General features: G+C 35.5%; 19 protein-coding genes and 1 tRNA gene. 6 read left to right on the top strand and 14 right to left on the bottom strand.

Annotation, left to right across the window (positions count from 1 at the left end):
* A complete protein-coding gene (gene leuS / locus C5F47_RS01960; protein WP_179361238.1) occupies positions 1–2,865 on the top strand; it encodes a leucine--tRNA ligase in 2,865 nt (954 codons plus the stop codon).
* A gap of 7 nt (positions 2,866–2,872) precedes the next feature.
* Here leuS and C5F47_RS01955 read toward each other — a convergent pair whose 3' ends face one another.
* The 3 genes from C5F47_RS01955 to C5F47_RS01945 are packed head-to-tail and all read right to left on the bottom strand — an operon-like array spanning position 2,873 to position 4,038.
* Positions 2,873–3,103, bottom strand: coding sequence for a hypothetical protein (locus C5F47_RS01955; protein ID WP_179361237.1), 231 nt, complete (start codon positions 3,101–3,103; stop codon positions 2,873–2,875).
* Between the two features lie 56 nt (positions 3,104–3,159).
* Positions 3,160–3,375 (bottom strand): hypothetical protein, encoded by a 216-nt coding sequence (locus tag C5F47_RS01950; protein WP_179361236.1) that lies wholly within the window; start codon positions 3,373–3,375, stop codon positions 3,160–3,162.
* 60 nt (positions 3,376–3,435) lie between these two features.
* Entirely contained in the window at positions 3,436–4,038 is a 603-nt protein-coding gene (locus C5F47_RS01945) for a nitroreductase family protein (protein WP_179361235.1), read from the bottom strand.
* Between the two features lie 302 nt (positions 4,039–4,340).
* On the opposite strand from C5F47_RS01945, the gene C5F47_RS01940 reads away from it, so the two are divergent.
* Positions 4,341–5,354 carry an NAD(P)/FAD-dependent oxidoreductase gene (locus tag C5F47_RS01940; protein ID WP_179361234.1) on the top strand — a complete coding sequence of 338 codons (1,014 nt, stop codon included), beginning with the start codon at positions 4,341–4,343 and terminating at the stop codon, positions 5,352–5,354.
* Here the strand turns inward: C5F47_RS01940 and C5F47_RS01935 are convergent.
* On the bottom strand, positions 5,351–6,055 hold the full coding sequence (locus C5F47_RS01935; protein WP_179361233.1) for a YkgJ family cysteine cluster protein: 705 nt from the start codon (positions 6,053–6,055) through the stop codon (positions 5,351–5,353). The two genes, C5F47_RS01940 and C5F47_RS01935, sit on opposite strands and share 4 nt — an antisense overlap.
* Before the next feature lie 32 nt (positions 6,056–6,087).
* On the opposite strand from C5F47_RS01935, the gene C5F47_RS01930 reads away from it, so the two are divergent.
* Together C5F47_RS01930 and C5F47_RS01925 are read left to right on the top strand one after the other, a co-directional pair.
* Entirely contained in the window at positions 6,088–6,408 is a 321-nt protein-coding gene (locus C5F47_RS01930; RefSeq protein ID WP_179361232.1) for a hypothetical protein, read from the top strand.
* Positions 6,409–6,453: 45 nt separating this feature from the next.
* Positions 6,454–6,541, top strand: a tRNA-Gln gene (locus C5F47_RS01925).
* A 19-nt stretch (positions 6,542–6,560) separates the two neighbouring features.
* Here the strand turns inward: C5F47_RS01925 and C5F47_RS01920 are convergent.
* The 10 genes from C5F47_RS01920 to C5F47_RS01875 form a co-directional block, all read right to left on the bottom strand.
* Entirely contained in the window at positions 6,561–7,160 is a 600-nt protein-coding gene (locus tag C5F47_RS01920) for a 30S ribosomal protein S7 (RefSeq protein WP_179361231.1), read from the bottom strand.
* 2 nt (positions 7,161–7,162) lie between these two features.
* On the bottom strand, positions 7,163–7,600 hold the full coding sequence (locus C5F47_RS01915) for a 30S ribosomal protein S12 (protein ID WP_179361230.1): 438 nt from the start codon (positions 7,598–7,600) through the stop codon (positions 7,163–7,165).
* Between the two features lie 3 nt (positions 7,601–7,603).
* Positions 7,604–8,068, bottom strand: coding sequence for a NusA-like transcription termination signal-binding factor (locus C5F47_RS01910; RefSeq protein WP_179361229.1), 465 nt, complete (start codon positions 8,066–8,068; stop codon positions 7,604–7,606).
* A 64-nt stretch (positions 8,069–8,132) separates the two neighbouring features.
* On the bottom strand, positions 8,133–8,456 hold the full coding sequence (locus C5F47_RS01905; RefSeq protein ID WP_179361228.1) for a ribosomal L7Ae/L30e/S12e/Gadd45 family protein: 324 nt from the start codon (positions 8,454–8,456) through the stop codon (positions 8,133–8,135).
* A 75-nt stretch (positions 8,457–8,531) separates the two neighbouring features.
* On the bottom strand, positions 8,532–10,151 hold the full coding sequence (locus C5F47_RS01900; RefSeq protein ID WP_179361227.1) for a tetratricopeptide repeat protein: 1,620 nt from the start codon (positions 10,149–10,151) through the stop codon (positions 8,532–8,534).
* Positions 10,152–10,202: 51 nt separating this feature from the next.
* Entirely contained in the window at positions 10,203–11,381 is a 1,179-nt protein-coding gene (locus C5F47_RS01895) for a hypothetical protein (RefSeq protein WP_179361226.1), read from the bottom strand.
* Between the two features lie 48 nt (positions 11,382–11,429).
* Positions 11,430–11,660: an LSM domain-containing protein gene (locus tag C5F47_RS01890; RefSeq protein ID WP_179361225.1), complete on the bottom strand. Its 231-nt coding sequence runs from the start codon at positions 11,658–11,660 to the stop codon at positions 11,430–11,432.
* Between the two features lie 15 nt (positions 11,661–11,675).
* A complete protein-coding gene (locus C5F47_RS01885; RefSeq protein ID WP_179361224.1) occupies positions 11,676–15,467 on the bottom strand; it encodes a DNA-directed RNA polymerase subunit A' in 3,792 nt (1,263 codons plus the stop codon).
* Positions 15,468–15,469: 2 nt separating this feature from the next.
* On the bottom strand, positions 15,470–18,817 hold the full coding sequence (locus tag C5F47_RS01880; protein WP_179361223.1) for a DNA-directed RNA polymerase subunit B: 3,348 nt from the start codon (positions 18,815–18,817) through the stop codon (positions 15,470–15,472).
* On the bottom strand, positions 18,818–19,069 hold the full coding sequence (locus C5F47_RS01875) for a DNA-directed RNA polymerase subunit H (protein WP_179361222.1): 252 nt from the start codon (positions 19,067–19,069) through the stop codon (positions 18,818–18,820).
* Between the two features lie 179 nt (positions 19,070–19,248).
* Here C5F47_RS01875 and C5F47_RS01870 point away from each other — a divergent pair, with 179 nt between their 5' ends.
* Positions 19,249–20,085, top strand: coding sequence for a PEFG-CTERM sorting domain-containing protein (locus C5F47_RS01870; RefSeq protein ID WP_179361221.1), 837 nt, complete (start codon positions 19,249–19,251; stop codon positions 20,083–20,085).
* A 103-nt stretch (positions 20,086–20,188) separates the two neighbouring features.
* Positions 20,189–21,052, top strand: coding sequence for a PEFG-CTERM sorting domain-containing protein (locus C5F47_RS01865; RefSeq protein WP_179361220.1), 864 nt, complete (start codon positions 20,189–20,191; stop codon positions 21,050–21,052).
* Positions 21,053–21,168 lie beyond the last annotated feature (116 nt).

Here is a 21,168-nt window from a genome sequence, read left to right as displayed (position 1 = left end):
ATGATAAACTGGAATGAAATAGAAACTAAATGGAGAAACAAGTGGGCAGAATCTAAAGACTTTGAGACAAATCCAAATGATAAACCAAAAAAATTCATTACAGTTGCATATCCGTATCCAAACTCTCCACAACACATTGGACATGGAAGAACATACACACTAGCTGATGTTCATGCAAGATTTTATCGAATGAAAGGATACAATGTATTGTTTCCAATGGGATTCCATTATACTGGAACTCCTGTGTTAGGAATGGCCAAAAGAATTGAGAAAGGAGAAAAAGAAATTCTTGATGGATTACGAAATGTGTATCATGTTCCTGAAGAGGCAATCAAGACATTTGTTGAACCAATAAAGATTGCAGATTATTTCCATGAAGAAATAAAATCAGGAATGATTGAGATGGGTTATTCAATTGATTGGAGACGAGAATTCACCACTATAGTTCCAGGTTATCAGAAATTTATCGAATGGCAAATTACAACACTAAAAGAAAACGGCAGAATCATTCAAGGTAGTCATCCAGTTGGATGGTGTCCTAAAGATCAGAATCCCGTATCCCAACATGATACAATGGGTGACGTTGAACCTAAAATTGATGAGAAGAACTTTTTGATTAAATTCAAGCTAGGTGAATTTATTTTCCCAGTTACAACATTACGACCTGAAACAATTTTTGGAATTACAAATTTGTGGGTCAATCCAAATACAATTTACAAAAAAGTTACAGTTGATGATGAAACGTGGATAATTTCAGAAGAATGTGCACACAAAATTGAATTCTTTGAAAAACAAGTTAAAGTAATTGGAGAAATTCCTGGCAGTAAAATTATTGGACAAAATGCGGTAAACCATGACGGACGGGAAATTCCAGTGTTACCAGCTGACTTTGTAGAGTCTGATATGGGTACAGGATTAGTAATGTCAGTGCCTGCTCACGCACCAAAAGATTACCAGGCATTAATGGATTTGAAGGCTAAAAATCATGAATTAGCCTCAAAAATCGAGCCTATTCCAATCATAGTTACAGAAGGATACGATGTATATCCTGCAAAACAGATTTGTGAAAAACTAGGAGTTTCAGACCAAACTGATTCCAAGCTAGAAGAAGCTACAAAGGAATTATACCTCAAAGAATTCACAGATGGCAAGCTAAATGAGAAATGCGGTCAATTCAATAACGAAAAGGTTCAGTTTGGACGAGATAAAATCAGAGCATGGTTACAGGAAAATAATGTTCTAGAGAAATTCCCAGTGTTAGAGAATTCTCCAGTACATTGTAGATGCGGAGCTGAATGTGTTGTCAAAGTGTTAAACAATCAATGGTTCTTGAATTACGGAGATGAAGAATGGAAAGAGCTAGCTCGTAATTGTTTTGATGAGATGAACATTCTACCTAGTAATATCAGAACAGAGTTTAAAGAAGTGATAGAGTGGTTGCATGAGCGAGCTTGTGCAAGACAACAAGGGTTGGGAACAAAGTTACCATGGGATAAAGATTGGATTGTAGAATCATTATCTGATAGTGTCATTTACATGGCATACTATACCATTTCACGATTTGTAAATGATGGAACAGTAACTCCTGAAAATCTAACTCGAGAATTCTTTGATTATGTTTTGTTAGATAAAGGAGATGTTGAACTAGCTGCAAGTACATCAAAGTTATCTGAAGATATAATTGAAACAATAAAAAAAGAATTCAATTATTTCTATCCAGTTGATTCAAGACATTCAGGACGAGATTTAGTTCAAAACCACTTGTCATTCTTTGTCTTAAATCACGTTGCAATCTTTGATAAAAAATTCTGGCCACAAGAAATTGTAGTTAATGGAAGTGTAATGATGGATGGTGCTAAAATGTCAAAGAGTATGGGAAACATCATCCCATTACGTACTGCAATTAGAGACCACGGTGCAGATCCAATTAGATTAGCTATTATTTCATCAGCTGAACTACTCCAAGATGCTGATTTTAACATGGAGTCAGTTTCAGGAATTCAAAGCAAGCTTGCATCCCTACTTGAAGAGTGTTCTAGGCTCAAAAATGAGCCTGTTTCAGAGTTAAAAGCTGAAGACAGATGGATTTTATCAAAATTACAGAGCATGATAGGTACAGTTACAGAATCTTTAGAAAAAATGAGATTGAGGGAAGGACTGCATGAGATTTTGTTTTCATTTGAATCTGATTTGAGCTGGTACAACAAACGAGTGCAAGCTAAAGAAAGAAAAGATGTTGCAGGAATAATGTACAAGATAAATTCTGCACGAGTTGCAATGTTATCTCCATTTGCACCACATATTGCAGAAGAAATGTGGGAAAAGATTGGTAATTCAGAACTTGTTTCAAAATCAGCTTGGCCTACATTTTCTAAAGATGATGTAGATTCCACTGCAATTCAATCAGAGAATTTACTAAAATCTACCATGGATGATATTGCAAACATTCTCAAAGTTACAAAAATTACTCCAAAGAAAATTGTAATCTATGTAAATTCAGATGAATTAAAATCTAAAGTATATCGTAAGGTGCTCAGCATAATGGTAGGTGGACAAAACAACATGGGAGTTGTAATGAAAGAATTATTGGCAGATCCTGATACTGCAGATGCAAAAAAAATGCCGGACTTTGTACAAAAGACAATCAAGGATTTGCATTCAGAATCAGAGGAAATAAAATCAATGAAGATTGAATCGAATTCGTTTGGTGAAAAAGAATTTTTGTTATCAGAATTATCTAGTATCGGTAAAAGAGAATTTGGCGTAGAGATATCAGTATATTCAGAAAATGATTCAGACATTTATGATCCAAAAGGAAAAGCAAGACATGCTAGACCATTCAAACCTGCAATTTTGATTGAATAATTTTAAACTATTTAGCAATAATTGGAATTCGCTTTAAAATTTCCTCAAATAATGTTTCTATAGTTTGTTTTCTCATCTGAATAACAATATCAGTAGTGTTAGGTTCTAGCCTCATCATCAAAAATTTCATTTCTGGTCTTTGAGTATTAGAAATTGGTTTCACTGAATTAATTTCCAAGAAATTCTGAACGTTAGTTTCAAGCTCATCCCATGTCTTTCTAGTTTCAGGAATATTCATCGATTCAATTTCTTCTTGAGATATTTCTGGACATAGTTTGGCACAGTTTGAAAATTCTATTTCTTCTCTTTGTTTAAAATATCTAAAACTTCAGTGTTTGATTTAATCCAGGTTTTTAAATACGCATAGAACAGATTCTCCAAGTCATCTACCAGTCCTTCAAGACGCGGATCAGAGCGGATATCAGCTAATTGCTCATCAAGATTCTCTAAAATTACCTTCAATCCTTGGTTAGATACCTCTAGCTTCTTGATCGCCTCATCCACACCCATGAAAAGTCTACGAAATAATCGATAATAAACGATTCTTAATTTTTTATTATTACAGGTTTTCTAAAAATGATTCTCAAAGAACACTTCATCCAAAGCTAACTGACCGCCACGCTCTGCTGCATCTTCAGCCCGTTTGCCAACTACTACCATCATTACGATCATGTGGTTTTCAGGCAAGTTAATCAACTCAGCTAATTCATCATACTCAAAGCCAACCATCGGACATGAATCCAATCCCATCTGTCTTGCTGCTAACATTATTGTTTGAGCTGCAAATCCACAAGAGCGCATTGCCTCATCGCGGCGATTCTCTGGATGATTCTCATATTTTCTAGCTAGAGAATTCTTCACAAGTTCTTGTTTTTCTGGAGTATTATTTCTCCAGTAACGTAATGGATCTTCTTTCCATGCATCAAGATTTCCACAAAGAACAATTACCAATGAACCGTCTTTTGGCTGGGCCTGATCACGGGCAGCTTTTGAGATTTTCTCTTTAACTGCTTGGTCAGTTACATAGACGAATCTCCAGTTTTGTTGGTTGTAGCTAGTTGGAGATAGTATTGTTAGTTCTTGTAATAGCTTGACATCTTCAGGTGACATTTTGTAAGAGCTATCAAATTTCTTGATTGCACGTCTAGTTCTAATTGCCTCAAAAGTATCCATGAAATAACGCAACAAAATCCCCAAATTTAATTGAAATGAAAAGGTGTTACAGCTTAAGATCAGTACCCAAAGGGATACTGATGACAGCTTTACCACTTAAGATCAGTAACTAGAGAGTTATCTGATGACAGCGATTTGTCTTAAGGTCTGAAACGATTGTACTCAGACGAGAGACTCACCTTTTCTGATATTACTAATGTGAATTTCTTATTTAACCGGCACTATCTTTTCCTACTATTGAGAAAAGACCCAAACAAATTCAGATAGTCTATTTATTACACCTCAAATTCAAAGAAGACATCTTGAAGATAGCAGTAATGGGAATGGGAGTAGCAGGATCATACCTTATGGCCAGACTAAAGAACTCTAACCATGAAGTCATCGGATATGAGAGAAACAGAGAAGAAAACCATGACTCTATTTGCGCATGGGGTACAATCAAGCCAGTACTGACAGAATTTTGCAAAAAGGTAGACAGAGATTTTAATGATTTTCTAATCCATGACGGAAAAAACATGCATGTCAAAATGAACAATGATGTAAAGTTTGACATTGGATTGCATGGAATGTGCACATATGACAAACTGGCATTAATCAAAGATTTCATCAAAGATTCAAAAATTATCTACGGCGAAGCTCCAAAGCTTGAAGATTTGGAAAAAGAGTACGACATGATAGTTGATTGCACAGGATTTGGAAGAGCATACTTGCCAAAAATGAAAGATGACTTTTTCTTGCCAACATACGAGTACAAGGTAGAGTACGAAGACGGAGTTCCATATGATGACTTTTACATTGAACCATTTCCAGGAATGTCAGGTTATTTCTGGTATTTCCCACTAGGTGAGAAATGGGCCCACATTGGAGCAGGTGATTACAATAAACAACACATCAAGGCAACTGATGATTTTCTAAAGAAACACGGAGGTAAGGTTCTCAAAACCAAAGGAAGGCCAATCAGACTTGCAACACCTGACAGATGCAAGCCATACTATTCAGGTAAGGTGGTAGGAGTTGGAGAATCAATTGGTACTGTCTATGCATTACTAGGGGAGGGAATCATTCCATCAATGCAGTGTGTCGATATTTTTGTAGAGAACATGAATGACTTTGCAGCATATGAGAAAGCAATTGAAAAACACTACAAGGTTTATGCCAAGGTGTTTAATTTTGTTCGAGCAAAAATTCACAAGGACTTTAGTTTTATCAAGGCATTGCCAGACTTTTTGTCAATCTTTTTCTATATGAAAAAGAATCAAGACAGATTTGGAATGGACATTAAAATTTCAGATTTGCTCAAAGTTGCAAAGGCTTAGCTAAAACTTACAGAACCAAACCCTTCACGATTTGTTCTATTTGATGCCATGTTGTAATCGTAGATTGTTTTAGAATAATCCTTAAACTCGTCTTTCATTGGATCAAGTGAATCAGCCAGGTAAAATCCAGGGCAATCACCTGTAAACTGATACGTTGCATGCACTCTAGCCTTGCCCTTTTCATTTTCAAGCCAGCTAGAAAATGGATACAGATAGCACACTCCAGGTCTGTCTGGATGCATAGAGCACCCACCTTCACCATCTAGGAACCTGCAAGAGATGTGAGTTCCATCGTCAGCTTCTGTCTCGTCTGTTTTTCTTTTCAGATTAATTGTAGTCATTGTAGTCATTTGGCCAGAGGGACCAGGCTCCTGATACGTTACAGTTAGGGTTTCATTTTTTACAAAATCAGAAGGTCTATTGTATTTCAAGCCCTTGCCGATTGTTATCAAATCATCAGAAGTTAACGGTAACCTACCTTGTCTGTCACAACAATTGTGACAATCAGGCCAATAGCATTTCCATAAAATGTATTTTTTTTCAGAATTCAAATAGGGAACATGAAAGACTACATCCTTTACTTTGATTGGATAGTCAGATACGTCGGTAATTTTTCCCAACATAAATTTTCGAAGAATTGGATCAACATCCCAGTCTTTTTCTAGTAAGTCAAGGGACTCTTCAATTTCTTTTTGAGACAATCAAGTTATAACATCATTTGCAGATGTTATTAATGTTGAGTGAAAAAGGAAAGTATGCCTCAGCAACTGAGAATAGAAGATTCGTGTGGGCCGAAATTGTTTGGCCATTAATTTTAGAAGTTAATGATGTTGCATTTTCACTAAAACAATTTCAAGACAAACGAGATGTAATCTGTAAAGAAAAAAACATTACAATTCATGTACCTTCAAGAGGACTAGTATCACTAATGCAAAAAGGAATTATCAGAAAAGAAGGAAACATTTACTCTATCCATTACAAGTTGATTCCATACATGAGACTAAAAGCAACATGTGATTATGCAACTGCAATTCACGAAGTCAGACTAAAATAATTACAACAAATGAATATATTCTAAACCATCAAAATTTCTTTCAGTAGCCCGATAGTCTAGTGGTCAAGGATTCTGCCCTCTGGATCTCAAGAGTGGATAGGCGGGGACGGCAGTTCGAATCTGCCTCGGGCTACCTAAAATTCTAAAAAAGACTATCTTGATGCTTGTGCGATTCTTTCCAACTCATGTCTCTTCTTAACAGAAGGAGAACTAGAGTCATTATTTGCTGCAAGGATTAGTTGTTCAGCCAAATGTTCTTCGATTGGTTTAGGATTAGAAAATGTTGCCTCTTTAACTGAATCAGCAATAAACTTCAAAGCCATGTCAACTCTTCTGATTGGAGCAACATCTACTGATACATGGTATGTGGTACCACCATAAACAATTCTAGTAGTATCTTCAGTTGGAGCAGAAAATTCAATTGCTTTGACTAAAACTTGTACAGGATGTTGTCCTGTTTTTAGTTCAATAATTTCAAAAGCAGTTTTTACAGTGTTGATTAATTTAGTTTTTTTACCAGTCATTCTACCAGTGTTCTTTGCATATTTTTTTCCAAAGTGCATTGATTTGTTGATTAGTCTCTCAACAATGTTAACTTCAGCTTTATTGAATCTCTTTAATGCAGAACGACCAAAAGTGTAAGGTAAGATTTGTTTTCTCAATGAAATAGCAGTTTTTAATCCAGGATCAACAACTTCAATGTTGGATAAATCCCATTTTCTAAATAATAGTAAATTTTTAGTTTCAGCCATGTCTATCTCCTTGGTTTCTCCTTCTTTCCAATTACTAGTTCATGAAGTGATGTACCATTAACTTTTGAAACTTTGAATCTAACTCCAGGAATATCTCCCATTGCACCACCTTGTGTTGCACCCATTCCTTCAATTGTAACCTCATCGTGTTCATCAATGAAGTTCATTGCACCGTCTCTTGGCAAGAATGCAGTTACTGATTTGCCATTTCTAATTAGTTGAACTCTAACACATTTTCTGATAGCAGAGTTTGGCTGTTTTGCTGCAATACCAACTTTTTCTAAAACAATACCACGACCTTGTGGTGCTCCTCCAAGAGGATCAGATTTTTTATCAATACCTAATTTTCTTCTTTTGAAAGTAGAGATTGCCCATCTTTGTTTTTTCTTTTTAGTTGTTAAAACTCTGCCAGCAAATAATCCAAGTGGTGATTTTCTCATATCTTACATCTCCAAAGTAGCCCGTTCAGGACTGTTAATCAATACACTGCTAATATCAAAATATCGTTTTGCAAGTAGTCTTGCCTTTTCTGCATTTCTACCTTCTCTTCCAACTACAATTCCTTTCTTTCTTGGGTCTACCATTACTATTGCCTGTTTTGACCCGTCGGCTCGTTTATTTATTTTTACTTCTGAAATCAGTTTTGAATTAAGCAAATTAGACAAGAATTTTGCTGGATCTTCGTCAAATTCTACCAATTCAACATTTCTTTTAACAATATTTTGTAATGATTTGATATGAATTCCACCTTTACCAATTGCTAATCCCATTTTACCAGTATTAACTACAAAAATTACTCTATCTTGTTTTTCATCTTCTACACAATCACGTGCTGTTGCACCAGTAACATTTTGGAACAATGACATCATTCGCATTTGATCAGTTGTGAGTTTAATTGATTGTGTCATTAGAATTCCTTTTTATCTCCGAACAAAAAATGTCTCATTTAAACTTTCATTAAAGAAATTACAGTTAATCATTTTTTTCCTCAGCTTCTGTATCTTTTAAAATTGATTTGATGCTTGCATCATCGATTGAAGTAAACGAAATTGTCGAAATTCTAAATTGTAAGCCACATAGTCTGCCTAATGCGACTGAGGTCCCTTGAAAGTTGACTAAAGGTATTTTTTCTTTTTTTGCATCTGATTCAATTTGCTCAAACATTTCTTTTTTAATTGATTGAGACAATACAATTAGCTTGGAATTTTTAATGGAGTTCAAAACTTGTTTAGCACCCATTGTTAGTTTATCTTCTTTACGGGCATCTTTTAGTGATTTTTCAAGTATCTTACTCATGTGTTTTCCTTAAATCGATCGTCTTGTCAGGGCTTTATAGGTTTATTGAAAAACCAAGCGTGTGATTTTTGAAAATTAGTTTAGAAAACCAAACAGAGAACCCAAAGTTGAAAATGCCATCCCTACCTCATCAAAAAAATTCGTTTGTTTTAATTTTTCAGAGTTTGATGATGAGATATTTTCAGTAGATGAAATATTTGGATTGTAATTATTCTCAACAATCATTTCAGATGCATTTCTAGAGATATCAAAATTAGATGATAAAACAATTTCAAGATTTTCCCTTGCAGTTAGATAATTTGGATTTTGTTCCAAAACTTCATTATACAAGAAAACTGCATCATTGAAATTTCCCAAGTTTGCAAGTGCATTTGCTTTGTTATTTTTTGCAGGAAGGAAACCAGGATCTATTTTGATGGCGTGATCATAATACAATATAGCCTCAGAATAATAGCCTAATTTTCCCAAAGTCGAACCCTTGTTGACAAGTATTTCAACATCGTTTGGATAATCAATTAAAGACTCGTTGAAAAAATTCAATGAGCTGTCAAATTGACACAGTCTATACAATGCAGGTCCCATCCCATCATAGTATGAAATTGTATCAGTGTAAGTACTAGAATCACAATCTAATTTAATTTGGTTTAACAGTTTTCCCAATTCCACATCTTCTACAGTAAGATTATTTTCTTTTGTTATTTTCTTGGGAGTTGGAATTTCTTTTTGAGTTGTTTTAGTTTCCAAATCATCAATCTTTGTGATTGAAGTTTTCTTTTCAATGTTTTCAGTGGTTACAATTTCACTTTTAGTTTCTTTTGCAGATTCAATTGGTTTAGATTCAACGGATTTAGATTCAATTACAGAATTGTCTTGTGAGTCATCAGAGGATTGTTCTGTTGAATCGTTTTGGTTTTCATCGTTCAATTCATCATCATTAGATTCATCAATTTCATCAACAGTTTCATTTTCATCAGATTGATTTTCTGAGGAATCATCTACATCAATTGGAATAACTTTGGAATAATCAAAAAATGAAGTTGCTTCAGATTCGCCATAATGTGCTTTTACAGAATATGTTCCATCAACTCTGAAATTAACGCCGTCTTTTACAAGAAAGCTTGTTGTAAATTCCAAGTTAGAATCAATTGTGCCAAAATAAAATCCAGCCGGCATTCCAAATGGATCATAGATTCCAATCAACACAGTTGGAGAATCTTTTGAGGATACAAGTCCTGTTATCTCCACAGTTTCTTTGTCAGTGTACTGTTTTTGTTCTGTGTATAGTAGAATAATCTCAGGTTCAGCAACTTCTTCAATTAGAATATCAGGCGCAAACAGTTCCGCATCTACAAGAAAATAATGATTTTCAGATATCTGTCCATAATCTAATTTCACCATGTATTCCCCAGTTTTTTCATAAAATGGAGAATCTAGGGAAACAGTTTTAGAAAAAGTATTGTCAGATGAAATTTCTAAATTGTTTGCAGACAGGATTTGTCCATCTGGATCATAGATGCTCATAGCAATTACTGGCATTCTTACATCTGAAATTTCACCATTTATCGTAAGATTATCACCTAGTTCGTAAAGATCCTGGTCAAAGTGTACACCAAATGAATCGGCATAAACTTCAGTAAAAATGACAGATGAAAATACGGCTAACACTAAGGTAATTCCTAAAACAATTCCTAACACAAGGGTTGAAACGTATTTTTGTATTTAATAATCACGTAGAAATTATTCTTTTCATTTTACAGTTATCAAAGTAGACATTATTGGTGATAGGGCAGTTGAATCACTAATTGAATTCCAAACAAAAGTCTCAATTTGGTATTTTCCTGATTTATTTGGAATCCAAGATTGTGAAACATCCAAAATTTGACCAGATGAAATTTCTCCCCTAACCCACGAAAGAGATTCTACAAAGTTTTTGTCATTTTTTATCTGAAAAAGATAAACAAAGTTTTGCGTAAAATCATGATAGTTACCAATTGTTCCAACAATTTGCATCTGGGAATTTTGTGAAAACGATTCCATCGGATTGCCTAAACCATCAGAGAAAGTGATTGGCGAATTTTGTATTCTTTCAATTGGGGGAATTGATGAGTCAACTGTTGCCGAAGTTTCTATTTCTAAATTATCTGATGTAGAATATGGTTTTGGCAAAGTATGGTCATCGTATTTGGCAAAGATTTCATCTCCAGGTAATGAATAAAGTCTATTTCCACTAGAGGCGGAATTTTGAGATAGAGAAATTGTTGCAATAAAAGAGCCAGAACTCTCAGAGGTCTCTACAGCATTTACTTCAATTCCTGCAACATCAGAATCAGAAGAAATCTGAATAGGTAGATTATCTAGAGCCTCGGGATTGAGATTCATATCTAAATCAACTACGCGAATTATTGCTGAATCCTCAACAAAAAAGACATCTTCTATGAAATTAATTGTGCCCACATTCCAACTTACGGGAACTGATTCAACCAATACTACACCATCAGCAAATTCAAATGAAATAGTAATTGCGGAATCCCTATCTACTTGTAAAAATCCGCTAGTGGGTCCATTTCCGATTGTTCTTGGCGAAGTATCAAAATCACCATCACCGTCGGCGTCATGTGTAAAACCAGTGAGAATCACCTCACCAGTAAAAATTCCAGAGTTGACATCTGTTTCAGTGAATCTATACGATTCTAGAGAATGCTCAGATGTTGAAATTTTAATTGCATGCTCACTAGTATCTCCAATAGAATCAACTAGATGTCTATCAGCATTCCAGCTAGGAGAAATAATTGTGATCTTCATTTTGTCAGTCCATGAGTAAACTGGCTTGTCAGTAAAAATTGGAGAATAAGGATCATCATAGTCAGGAGCTGATTGTCCAAAAACAGGTAGTAAAAATAATGACAATAAAATAAAATTCAGCATGTTAAAAATTCTAAGAGAGATTGAATTTAATGTTTGATGAATAATTTTCTAAGATTCTTCTTCAGGTAAAGAAACTGCAAGAATGTTATCTCCTCGGAGTAGAATTTTACCGAGTTTTTCGTGTTTTTCCTCTGTGACATCTTCAGCATCATCTAATGTTAGATTCATGTGAATGTCAAAATCTTTGAGTACACCTTGAATGGTTTTTGTATTTCTCAATCGAAGTAAGACAACTTTGTCTTTACTGTTACTCATTAATGTAGAAATTTCATCGGCCATAATTATCACTTGATTCTATTTTTTCTTGCTTACTTGCATGTATAAGTCAACAGTGCCACTTCCGATTGGAATGTTACTGCCAACAATAACATTTTCAGTAATGCCTTTGAGTTGTTCAATTTCTCCACCAAGTGCAGCATGTGCAATTGTTGGAACGGTAATTTCGAATGCAGCTCTTGCAAGGACACTGTCTTTGGTACCGGCAATTCCGTGTCTACCAATTTGTTGCATGTATCCTCTAGAACACATCAAATCAGATACCAACATGATGTATCTGTTATCAACTTCTAATCCTTGGTCACCCAAAGTATGGTTTAGTTCATCAATTAATGAATTTCTTGCAGCCTCAATACCCAAGGTTCCTGCAATTTCAAAGACATTGTTTGTTCTGACATTCTTTTTGTCGATTCCTTTTACTTCAAGAACTTTAGCAACATTAGAACCAGTTGTTTGGATGACCCATTCATCATCTTTTTGAACCAGTGTAACTCGTTCAACATCTGGAACTCCTTTAACAGTAGTATTGAGAACTTTGTTTCTAATTGCAATTGCAGTTGCAGTGTCTGCCTCATCTACTAAGTTCAATGTGATTAATTCGCCTGTGGTTTCCATCTTGAATTTCTTGTTTGATGAAAGTGCGGCTTCTACTTCTGCAATAGAGCATCCTCTTTCTTGTAGTCTGTTAGTGCTCAAGATTAGTTTGATATTTGTAGAATAATCTGTTTCAGTATCTGCAATTAGTGCACTTACCTTAGTTTGCAATACATTTCGTGCAACTTCGATTGCTTTTTCTCGAGATTTCTTTGATTCCTCATCAAGGTAAATATCCATAGTTGGAGTGACAGGCTTCTTTCTAGCATCTACTAGTTCAATTAATCTTGGAAGACCCAAGGTAACGTTTCTCTCTTTAATTCCTGCAAAGTGGAAAGTTCTCAAAGTCATCTGAGTACCAGGTTCTCCGATTGATTGTGCAGTGACAATTCCTACTGCTTGACCAGGTTCTACTTGGGCTTTGTTGTATAATGAAAGTCCCTTCTTACATACTGCTTCAACACCGGCTTTACTCAAGTTGGATTTTTGTAAAGCATCAGTTACAAGTTCAGTTAATCTAGGATTGAATGTCTTTGTGTATTTTTTAGCAAGTGTGTCAATTTCATCTTTTGTTGCTTTCTTTCCAGAATCAATAATGGTTTGAGATTCAGCCAATCTACTTGCGTTAAATGCTTCACCATGATCACTTTTCTGCACATCGATTCCATCTTCACCATAAAGGAATTGAACAATGTGTCCGTGAGGATCTCTTACAGTTCCATCATATTCTAATCTAATGTGTTCTAAAGCGTTAATCAATCTACGCTGCATGTAACCACTCTGTTGTGTTCTGACTGCAGTATCTACAAGGCCTTCACGACCACCCATTGCGTGGAAGAAGAATTCTAAAGCTGTTAAACCAGTTCTGTAATTTGATTTTACAAATCCATGGGCATCAGGATTACTATCATGTTCTTGATAGTGTGTTAATGCACGATTACTGTAACCATCATTCATTCTGTTACCTCTTCTTGATTGTTGGCCCAAGGCACCTGCCATCTGACCTACGTTAAGTGCTGAACCTCTGGCACCAGTGGTTGCCATAATTTTTCCAGCATTACTATCATCTAGAGAATCATTAGCAGTATCTCCTGCTTTGACTCTGGCTTTACCTAATTCATTAACAATGTAAGCCTCTAAAGCTTCTTCTGCTTTCATACCTCTAGTTAGTTTGAGAGTTCCTTTCTTGTATTGGTCAGTTAAATCAGCAACAATATCATAAGTTTCTTGAATGTCAGTTAGAATTTTCTCTACGTTCTTCTCTGGAACTTCGAGGTCACCATAACCATAACTGAAACCATAGTGAGTGATGAATTGTTTTACCATAATTAGAATAGAGTTTAAGAAAGTTTTACCAGCTGCATTTCCATAGTCTTTGGTAATTCTGTGTAGGATACTTTCAGGTTCTTCTGCACCAATTGATGTTTTGTCAATTACACCGCTGATTAGCTCACCGTTTTTAATTACAACATCTTTCTCTGGACCTTTAGTTCCTTTAGACCATTTTGATGTAAGTACATAATTGAAATCATTTGGAAGGAATAATGAGAATAGTTGTTTTCCAGTATATGCAGGACCGTCTTTTGTTTTAGTGCCAGGTTTTGGAAGTGCATCAGCATAACCTCCAAGCATTGCATAGTTTGAAAATTCCTGAACAGATAGTGTAGTGTCGTCTTTAGTTAGAAGATATGCACCAGTTACAAAGTCTCTTAGTGCTCCAATAATTGGACCACCGTATCTTGGAGAGATTAATTGATCTTGAACTCTCATCAACAGAATTGCTTCTGCTCTTGCTTCCTCACTTTGAGGGACGTGAAGGTTCATCTCATCACCATCAAAGTCTGCGTTGTATGGTGGACAAACAGATGGGTGTAGTCTGAAAGTTTTACCTGGAAGTACTCTCACATAGTGAGCCATGATGGACATCTGGTGGAGTGATGGTTGTCTGTTAAACATGACAATGTCACCGTCGGCAAGATGTCTTTCAATCAAATAGCCAATTTCAAGGGTTTCAGCAATTGTAGAACGGTCTTCTACGAAATCTAATCTAATCTTTACACCATCAGGTCTAACGATATAGTTTACACCTGGGAATTTTTCAGGTCCGTTAATTACAAGTTTTCTCATCCTCTCAATATTCCATTCTGTAACAATTTCAGGAATGGTTAGTTTCATGGCTACTTGTTCAGGTACACCGACTTCAGACAAATCCAAATTAGGATCTGGTGAAATTACAGTTCTACTTGAAAAGTCAACTCTCTTTCCAGATAATGATCCTCTAAATCTTCCCTCTTTTCCTTTTAGTCTTTGAGTTAATGTTTTGAGAGGACGTCCAGAACGGTGGTGAGCTTGTGGAATTCCAGAAACTTCGTTATCGAAATATGTTGTAGAGTGATATTGTAACAGGTCAACTAAATCTTGAACAATTAATGGTGGAGTTCCTGCTTCTTTACTTTCTTTTAATCTCTGATTAACTCTAATGATATCGACCATCTTGTGTGTCAAGTCATCTTCTGATCTAATTCCAGTTTCAAGAATAATTGAAGGTCTAACAGTTACAGGTGGAACAGGTAATGCTTGAAGAATAAACCATTCTGGTCTTGCAGTGATTGGATCATATGATAATAATTCTAAATCCTCATCTACAATTTGTGAAAATCTTTCTCTAATTGTAATTGGCAATAATCTGTGCTCACCAATTTCAGTTTTTTCGACAAAGATAGTTGGTTTTGTAAAGACTAGTTCGTATTGTGTTTTTCCACAGTGTGGACATTCTTTTGCTTTTTTGGCTTTTTCAATAATTTGTTCTGGAATTCGTTTTTGTGAAACGACAGTGTAAGCTGCATGTTTATCTTTGATTTTTTGGAATGCGTTTAGATCCTCTTGAGGAACTTTGAGTCTTGCACAAGAACGACATGTTGATTGTAACAGTTTGTAGATGTTATCAATAAAGGCAATGTGTAAAATTGGTTCTGCAAGTTCAATGTGTCCAAAGTGTCCAGGACATCTTGCGGCAGTATTTCCACAGGTCAGACATTTTTGTCCAGGCTCAAGTGTTCCCAGTCTACCATCCATAAGACCTCCTTGAACTGGCATTCCGTCTTCATCATATGTTTCAGGAGCAGTGATTTCAGCTACTGAATATTTTCTAATTTCAGTTGGAGACCATACAGAGAATCTTATACCATCAATTGCTTTAATTGCTTGAACAGACATCTCTAGATTTTCTCCTTGATTAACAATCTCGGTGCAACGTTAAGACTTTGCATTTCTTGTAAGAGTAGTTTGAATGCATATGCGACAGATACAGAAGATACTTTGGCTTTATCACCACAAACTCTGCAAACGTATTTTCTTTGTTTAACATCATGATATGCAACCAGTCCACATCTTTCACATACAAAAATATCAGATTTATCAGACTCGTCTAACAATCTGTCTTTAAGAATCATAGAAGCACCATATGCAATTAAACAGTCTCTTTCCATCTCACCAAATCTTAAACCACCACCTCTTGCTCTTCCTTCAGTTGGTTGTTTAGTTAACATCTGAACTTGTCCACGTGCTCTTGCATGGATTTTGTCTGCAACCATGTGGTGAAGTTTTTGGTAATATACAACTCCAATGAAAACTTCAACTGGGAATGCTTTTCCAGTTCTTCCATCATACATTATTTCTTTACCAGAATATTCGAAACCATGTGCATCCATTACTTCTTTAACCTCAGGCATTTTCTCTCCGACAAATGCTGAACCATCAAATCTTTTTCCACGTAATGCTGCTGCTTTACCACAGATAGATTCCATCATCATTCCAACTGTCATTCTTGAAGGGAATGCATGAGGATTAATCAAAACATCAGGAGACATTCCACTTGCAGTATATGGCAAGTCTTCTGCTTTAGCTAAAATTCCTAGAACACCTTTTTGTCCGTGTCTTGATGCAAATTTGTCACCAATTTCTGGAATTCTCATATCACGGGCTCTAATTTTATACATTTTTCCACCTTCGTTTGATTGAGTCATAACTACAGTATCAATAACACCTGCTTCAGATGGTCTTACACCAATTGAAGTATCTCGTCTGTAAGGACCAGAAGATTCGAATTCTCGGTACTCTTCCATAAATCTTGGAGGACTAGTTTTTCCAATCAAAATATCTCCACCTTTGACTGTGGCTTCTGATGCAACTACTCCATCATCTTCAAGTAATCTGTATGCTCGTTCACCTTTGTAACCTCTAATGTTATCTTCAGCATTAGGAATTTCAAAGCTGTCACGCATTCCACCAGGATATTGTTTTGCTTCAGCATCATAAATTCTAAAGAAGAAAGTTCTACCAAGACCTCTATCAACAGATGCTTTACTCAATACGATAGCATCCTCGATGTTGTAACCATCAAATGGTAATACTGCAACAACACAATTTTGTCCTGCAGGTCTATCTTCTAGACCTAATAGTTTCATTGCTTTTGTATTAACAATTGGAACTTGAGGATACAGCATAAAGTGTTGTCTAACATATGTACTAGTATTCATCATAGGTGTTGAAAATCCTAAACTCTGTTTTGCCATTGCAGATTCGTATGTATTTCTTGGAGATTGGTTGTGTTCTGGATATGGAATGATAGAAGCGCCTGCACCAAGAATTGCCGGTGGGAATACTTCCAAGTGAGTGTGTTTCTTTGCATCTTTTTCATCTAATGTAACATAACAATTTTCTTCCTCGTTTGCATCAATCATTTCCAAGACACCCATTCTCAGGAGGTCAGTCCATGAGAGTAGTTTCTTTGAAATTTTATCTAATAATTCTGAAGTAAGTAATGGCTTGTTATCTTTGATAATGATTAATGGACGTAATACTCTACCAGCATTACAATTGACATACAGTCTTCTTGTTGAACCTTCAATTTCGGATTTATGGAATGATACTCCGACGTGTGGGTGAATCTTTGAGTTTCTTCTCAACTCTCTAAGGGATTCTGCTAGTTCTTGACCATCTTTGGCATATCCAATTAATCTACCATCTACAAAAATTCTGGTTCCGTCTTTTTTCAAATCTTCTTTTGCATCAAAGAAATGAACAGTTCCAAGATCATAGAGTTTTTCTACAATTTCTTCAGATGGGACATTAACGGAGATAATTCCAGATAGTGCCAAGTTTTTCACCAAACCACAGTTAGAACCTTCAGGAGTTTCACTTGGACAAATTCTTCCAAAGTGAGTTGCATGCAAATCTCTTGCCTCAAAGTTTGGCTGTGTTCTACTTAGAGGAGATTGGATTCTTCTAAGATGACTGATTGTTGATAGATAGTTAGTTCTGTCAAGTAATTGAGTAACACCTACTCTACCTCTTCCCCAGTTTCCTGTTGCAATAGCATTGTTTAGTTTATCAGTAATGATTCCCGGTCGAATTGCTGCAGCAACTGCATTAATTCCACGTTTTTGACCAGATCTTTCTAATTGATATTTCATATCTCTAACCAAATTTCTAAATGCAGTTCTGAAAAGATCTGCCAACATTTGTCCTGCGAATTTGATTACTTTGTTTCCATAATGATCTTTGTCATCTGGAGTAATCCATCCAAGTTTTAATTCTAATAATTTACAAGCTGCTTCACCCAAGAATTGTGCCTTTTCTTTTCTGTTTTCAGGATGTTTTCCCAAGTGAGGTAAGAGGCCCCAATCAAGCAAAGTCTCAGCACGTTTAATTTGGAATTCCTCTAACATTCCAGGTGCAATTCTTTTACTGATATAGACAATGGCATCCTTTGATGTTGGTACGTCTCCTGCTTTTTCAAAAGAGCCTTCCAATTCATCTTGAATGTCATCAACTAGTGAAACTACAGATGCGATTTCTCTATCGGATTCTAGTCCAAGTGCCCTCATCAAAGTAACAACTGGGATATCTACAGGAGAACCAGGAATTCGGGCTACAATTAATCCATCATTTTTCATGACGAGTTCTAATTTTGCACGATAACCTACAATTGAAGAATATACTTTGGCTTTGAAAACAATGTTGCCACCTACAGTTTCTCTATCTACAATAATTTTGTTGTATGATAAATCTTCTAATCCAACGATGACACGTTCTGAACCATTGATGATAAAGTAACCACCAGGATCATTTGGATCTTCACCATGTTCAATTAATTTTTGAGAAGAGAAATTGTGTAAAATACATGCATTAGATTTTGCCATTACTGGTACATCTCCAATATGGACAAATCTTGATTCTAGGATTTTTCCATCTTCAACAACACTTGCTTCCATCATTACTGGTGCAGAATAAGAAACATTTCTCAATCTAGCTTCAGCTGGAGTAATGTGTGTAATAGAGCCATCTAGTTCCATCATTCTTGGTTGTTGAAGTTTTACTTTACCAAGTTGAATCTTGTATGGATATTCTGCATTTTCAATATCAATTTGTCCAACTTCATTAATGATACTCTGTAGTCCTCTTTCTAAAAATTCATCAAAAGAGTTTAGGTGTTGACGAGCAATACCTTCTCGTTTTAAGATGTCTTGAATTACTGGCCATCTTTTAGTTGAAGGATCTACCATTTAGATTTCCACCACATATCGATAATAGAGACTTTCACCAGCAGTTGGACTTTTTCGAGTGATCTTAATCATATCTCCAGGTTTTACACCAAGTCCCAAAATTGCAGGATCGTTTACAAAGATTAATGGTAATTCAGTTGGTTTACAATTGTATTTTTTTAAAACTTCTTCAGCTTCTTGTTTTGTAATGATTTCATGTTTTGGGACATAGACATGATCAGGTACCAGTACTTGATTTTTCTTAGTTGCCATTTAGAATACCCCCACATCGAACATTAAATGTAACACTAATGAAAACACACAAACTGTCAAAAATTCACGCTCGGGTTAATATATATGTAATTTGAAGTCTGCCGAAAATCAGTCTTTTTTCTATTTAGTCAACAAATATTTTCACAACCTTAAATAGTATAAATTTAGGCGTAAAAATGATGAAAGCTCATCTATCGGTGTTTGCCTTAACTGCAATCTTAGTTGTAAGTATTGGTATGGCACCAGCATTTGGACAAATACAAAGCTCGATTGTTGTTACTACTGACAAATCTTCGTATGCAGAAGGTGAAACAATTCTAGTAACAGGAGAAGTAAGAGATCTGTATTCAGGAACTCCAGTAAGTGTAATTATCAAAGCTCCTAATGGAAACTTGGTATCAATTGCACAAATAACAGTAGGTGCTGATAAAAAATTCAGTACTGAAGCTACAGCTGGTGGTTCATTAATGAAAGCAGAAGGAATGTATACAATTACAGTTCAATACGGAACTCCTAATCGTTCAGCAACAACATCATTTGAATTCGGAGGATCTACAGTAATTCCACCAACTGGTGGAGATTCTGAAGTAACTGATACAACAGTTTCAGTTCAAGGTTCCAGTGATTTGATTGGATATGAAATTACAGGCGGAAAATTACTAAGTATCATGCCTGATGTGGAAGCAAATTCACTTATCATATCTATTGATGCTACTGATAACGGTTCACTTACCCTCACAATCCCTAGATCTGTGTTGGATGCAACAATTAATGGTGGAGATGACGACTTTTTCGTCTTGATTGATGGAGAAGAAGTAGACTTTGATGAAACAACATCATCAACTGACAGAACACTTACCATAGCATTCCCAGCAGGGGCTGAAGAGATTGAAATAATCGGTACATTTGTAGTCCCAGAATTTGGTACAATCGCAGCTATGATTCTAGCAGTAGCAATTATCTCAATAATTGCAGTATCTGCAAAATCAAAACTTAGTATTATACCAAGATACTAAATTTCATCTTTTTTTCTATTTTTAATGAATTTAAAATCCACAGATTAGATCACAAAAATCTATTAAATATACATAAATAACAATAATGTTGGGTGAAAATAGGATGAATTTTAAACGTTCTACAACATCAATGGCAATAGCTCTTATGGTATTGTCAATAGTTTCAATGACCTCTATTCAGCAAGATGCTTTTGCTCAAACTCTTGGAATGTCTATTACCGCTACAGCCGATAAAGGCTCAGATACAATAACTGTATCAGGTAAAACAATTTCAAAACTTAATGATGTTACATTTACTGTAACATCACCAAGTGGAAGCAATGTTGTTGCAATTGATCAAGTGTCACCAGACGCAGAAGGTATTTTTGTGAAAACATTCAAAGTCGGACCAACATGGACTGAAGATGGATTTTACAAGATCAAAGCAATGCAAGGCACCGGAGCAAATTCATTGTACACTTTGAAAGTATTTGTGGAAGTAACAGATGGTATGACTAAAAGAACTTCTGTAACTGAATCTAATTTAGAGACAGGAATTTTCTCACCAAATACCACAAATGTTGCAAAAGATACAGGACTCATGCTTGATGCAATAATTATCGAGAATGGTTCAACAATGTTTGAAGTTACTGGAAAAACAGATAGAGTAAGCCAAGATATCACAGTTAAGGTGATTGCACCAAATGGAAATGTGGTGAAAGTGGCTCAAATATCACCAATGCTTGATGGAGAGTTTGCTGCTAAGATTACAGTAGGAGGACCATTATGGAAACAAGATGGATTTTACACTGTAAGTGTCAAACAATTTGACGATCCAAAATATACTGCTTCATCTGAAGTAGATATCAAAGACGGAGTAGTAGTACCAGAATTTGGTACAATCGCAGCTATGATTCTAGCAGTAGCAATTATCTCAATAATTGCAGTATCTGCAAAATCAAGACTTAGCATTATTCCAAGATACTAAGTTCACAACTTTTTTCTCTTTTTAAATATACATAAATAGAGACAGGTGCAAATCGCAACAAGATGAACAACCGTACGACGTTCGCACTACTAGCCTTATTGACTGCAGTCGGTACT

It is taken from the genome of Nitrosopumilus cobalaminigenes, from assembly GCF_013407145.1.
Lineage (GTDB): Archaea > Thermoproteota > Nitrososphaeria > Nitrososphaerales > Nitrosopumilaceae > Nitrosopumilus > Nitrosopumilus cobalaminigenes.
Note: the sequence above shows the minus strand (reverse complement) of the source record. Positions and strands in the feature narration are given on the sequence as shown.

Excerpts from the sequence above, each read along its gene's own strand:
- C5F47_RS01890 (WP_179361225.1), bottom strand. The coding sequence starts at position 11,660 with ATGGCCGATGAAATTTCTACATTAATGAGTAACAGTAAAGACAAAGTT.
- C5F47_RS01910 (WP_179361229.1), bottom strand. The coding sequence starts at position 8,068 with ATGACACAATCAATTAAACTCACAACTGATCAAATGCGAATGATGTCA.
- C5F47_RS01870 (WP_179361221.1), top strand. The coding sequence starts at position 19,249 with ATGAAAGCTCATCTATCGGTGTTTGCCTTAACTGCAATCTTAGTTGTA.
- C5F47_RS01950 (WP_179361236.1), bottom strand. The coding sequence starts at position 3,375 with ATGGGTGTGGATGAGGCGATCAAGAAGCTAGAGGTATCTAACCAAGGA.
- C5F47_RS01930 (WP_179361232.1), top strand. The coding sequence starts at position 6,088 with ATGTTGAGTGAAAAAGGAAAGTATGCCTCAGCAACTGAGAATAGAAGA.
- C5F47_RS01865 (WP_179361220.1), top strand. The coding sequence starts at position 20,189 with ATGAATTTTAAACGTTCTACAACATCAATGGCAATAGCTCTTATGGTA.
- C5F47_RS01915 (WP_179361230.1), bottom strand. The coding sequence starts at position 7,600 with ATGAGAAAATCACCACTTGGATTATTTGCTGGCAGAGTTTTAACAACT.
- C5F47_RS01945 (WP_179361235.1), bottom strand. The coding sequence starts at position 4,038 with ATGGATACTTTTGAGGCAATTAGAACTAGACGTGCAATCAAGAAATTT.
- C5F47_RS01880 (WP_179361223.1), bottom strand. The coding sequence starts at position 18,817 with ATGGTAGATCCTTCAACTAAAAGATGGCCAGTAATTCAAGACATCTTA.
- C5F47_RS01955 (WP_179361237.1), bottom strand. The coding sequence starts at position 3,103 with ATGAATATTCCTGAAACTAGAAAGACATGGGATGAGCTTGAAACTAAC.
- C5F47_RS01885 (WP_179361224.1), bottom strand. The coding sequence starts at position 15,467 with ATGTCTGTTCAAGCAATTAAAGCAATTGATGGTATAAGATTCTCTGTA.
- C5F47_RS01920 (WP_179361231.1), bottom strand. The coding sequence starts at position 7,160 with ATGGCTGAAACTAAAAATTTACTATTATTTAGAAAATGGGATTTATCC.
- leuS (WP_179361238.1), top strand. The coding sequence starts at position 1 with ATGATAAACTGGAATGAAATAGAAACTAAATGGAGAAACAAGTGGGCA.
- C5F47_RS01905 (WP_179361228.1), bottom strand. The coding sequence starts at position 8,456 with ATGAGTAAGATACTTGAAAAATCACTAAAAGATGCCCGTAAAGAAGAT.
- C5F47_RS01895 (WP_179361226.1), bottom strand. The coding sequence starts at position 11,381 with ATGCTGAATTTTATTTTATTGTCATTATTTTTACTACCTGTTTTTGGA.
- C5F47_RS01875 (WP_179361222.1), bottom strand. The coding sequence starts at position 19,069 with ATGGCAACTAAGAAAAATCAAGTACTGGTACCTGATCATGTCTATGTC.